This is a genomic window from Cardiobacterium sp. (assembly GCF_057314735.1).
Genome location: NZ_DBHKZK010000042.1, coordinates 1 through 2849, shown reverse-complemented (window position 1 = coordinate 2849; position 2849 = coordinate 1). Strand labels below are relative to the sequence as shown.

Annotated in this window: 2 protein-coding genes; both read right to left on the bottom strand. The window is 61.9% G+C overall.

The features are described from left to right. Positions 1 to 1895 (bottom strand): DNA topoisomerase IV subunit B (gene parE / locus ACO54Z_RS04990; RefSeq protein WP_485996027.1); only part of this gene is annotated, 1895 nt, incomplete at its 3' end. A gap of 212 nt (positions 1896 to 2107) precedes the next feature. Further along, on the bottom strand, positions 2108 to 2849 hold a 742-nt coding region (locus tag ACO54Z_RS04985; RefSeq protein ID WP_485996026.1), incomplete at its 5' end, for an ATPase, T2SS/T4P/T4SS family.

The window sequence follows — 2849 nt, the reverse complement described above, 5'->3', positions numbered from 1 at the left end:
CCGCTGAAGGCGTCGAGGTTGTCGGCGTGGTCGCCGTTGGTTTCGATCCAGGCGCGGCGGTCGGCCGCGCGTTTGTCGGCAAGCAGCATGTCAAGCAGGGCATCAGCCTGCATGGCGTCGTGGTAGGTGAGCTGCACCAGGCGGCGCGTGTCCGGGTGCATCGTGGTTTCGCGCAGCTGCGGCGGGTTCATTTCGCCCAAGCCTTTGAAGCGGGTGACGTTGATTTTGCCGTGGTAGCCGTCGCGGCGGATGGTGGCGATGGCGGCGTCGCGCTCGGTTTCGTCCAGCGCGTATTCGATGCGTTTGCCGGCGTCAATGCGGTAGAGCGGCGGCATGGCGACGTATAGATGTCCGGCTTTGACCAGCGCCGGGAAGTGTTTGACCATCAGCGCGCAGATGAGGGTGGCGATGTGCAGGCCGTCCGAGTCGGCGTCCGCCAGGATGCAGATTTTGCCGTAGCGCAGGCCGCTCAGGTCGTCGCTCGCCGGGTCGATGCCGATGGCGACGGCGATGTCGTGGATTTCTTGTGAGCTCATGACGACGGCGGAGTCATCTTCCCAGGTGTTTTTGATTTTGCCGCGCAGCGGCATGATGGCCTGGTTTTGCCGGTCGCGCGCTTGTTTGGCGGAACCGCCGGCGCTGTCGCCTTCCACCAAAAACAGTTCGGTGAGGCGGGTGTCCTGGCTGATGCAGTCGGCGAGTTTGCCGGGCAGCGCCGGGCCGCTGGTAGCGCGTTTGCGCGTGACTTGTTTGTTGTGGTTGAGGCGTTTTTGCGCGTGGCTGATGGCCAGCGCCGCGAGTGCTTCGCCAATGTCGGCGTGTTTGTTGAGGTAAAGGCCGAACTGGTCTTTGCTGATGCCGGCGACCCAGCCGGCGCATTGGCGCGAGGTGAGGCGTTCTTTGGTCTGGCTGGAGAATTGGGGTTCGGGGATTTTGACGGAGAGGACGTACTGGCAGCCTTCCCAGATGTCTTCGGGCGCGAGTTTGACGCCGCGCGGCAGCAGGTCGCGGAATTCGCAGAATTCGCGCAAGGCTTCAACGAGGCCGCTGCGCAAGCCATTGACGTGCGTGCCGCCGCCGCTGGTCGGGATGAGGTTGGCGTAGCTTTCAAAGATGCCGTTTGCGCCCGCGCCTTCGCGCCAGCAGAGGGCAAGGTCGATTTGTCCTTCGTCGTCTTGGTGGCTCAAGGTATAGGGTTCGGCGGGGACGGTGTCGTCGCCGGTTTGTTCGCGCAGGTAGGCGGCAAGCCCGTCTTGATACAGCCATTCGTCGTGCTCGCCGCTGTTTTCGTTATCAAGGCTGATGTGCAGCCCGGCGCAGAGCACGGCTTTGGCCTTCAGCGTTTGTTTGAGGCGGGCGACAGCGTAGTGCGGTGTGTCGAAGTAGCTTTCATCGACCCAGAAGCGCACGCTGGTGCCGTGGCGGCGCTTGCCGATGGTTTCCACCACGGTCAGCGGTTCGACGACGTCTCCATGCGCGCAGACGAGGCGGTAGCGGCTGCCGTCGCGCTCGATTTCCACTTCGAGGCGGGTGGAGAGGGCATTGACGACGGAAACGCCAACGCCGTGCAGACCGCCGGAGTAGTTGTAGTTTTTGCGGCTGAATTTGCCGCCCGCGTGCAGGCGGGTGAGGATGAGCTCAACACCGCTGACGCCTTCTTCCGGGTGGATATCGACCGGCATACCGCGCCCGTCGTCGCGCACCGAGAGCGAGCCGTCGGCGTGCAGGACGACGCGGATGGTGGTGGCGTATCCGGCAAGCGCTTCATCGACGCTGTTGTCGATGACTTCTTGCGCGAGGTGGTTGGGACGGGTGGTGTCAGTGTACATCCCTGGCCGTTTGCGGACGGGGTCCAGGCCTTTCAAGACGTCTATATCGGCGGCGCGATAGCTCATGCGGTTTTCCTTGGGAGGGTGTGGGCGGGGCGGTATTTTATAGTCGTCCACCGAAAGTTTCAGACAAGGCGCGTCGCCGAAGACAGTACGCGGTTGTACGGCGAGGCGACGCAACACAGTATGAGACTTTCGGTGGATGGCTATAGGGGGTATAAACGGAAATTGCCCCGTTATCGGGGCAATTTCCGTTGTAAGGCGCTGTTGAGCGGGTGTCAGAGTTTGCCTTCTTTGCGCAGGCGTTCGCGTTCTTCCCGGTCTTTGCGGATGAGTTCGCGCGAGAGTGCGTCGTCGCTTTTGACGCTGAAGATTTCGCCACGGGACTGCATTTCCGGCGGCAGGCGGCGGTTGGACTGGGCGCGGATGCGGATACGGAAGTTGTTCTCGGATTCGACGTAGTTGATGGCGTCCTGGAAGGAGATGACGCCGGATTCGTACAGTTCGAAGATGCTGTGGTCAAAGGTAAAGACACCTTCCGCCGGGTTGCCGCGTTCCATCGCCTCAGGGATGGCGCCGAGGTCGCCTTCGGAGATGAGGTGGCTGATGTACGGGGTGTTCATCATCATTTCCATGGCGACTATCCGGCCGGGGCGGTCGGAGCGCGGCAAGAGGCGCTGGGTGATGAGGCAGTGCAGGTTTTCGGCAAGTTCCGGCTGGATTTGGTGCCGCTGTTCGCGCGGGAAGAAGTTGTAAATCCGCTCCAGCGCTTGCACGGAGTTGGTGGCGTGCAGGGTGGCGAGACACAGGTGACCGGTTTCGGCGAAGTGCATCGCGTATTGCATGGTATCGACGTCGCGGATTTCCCCGATGAGGATGACGTCCGGCGCCTGACGCAGCGAGTTTTTCAGCGCGGTGCCGTAGGAGGCAGTATCAATGCCAACTTCGCGCTGGATGACCACGGATTTTTTCGGCTTGTGCACGAATTCGATCGGGTCTTCGACGGTGATGATGTGGTTG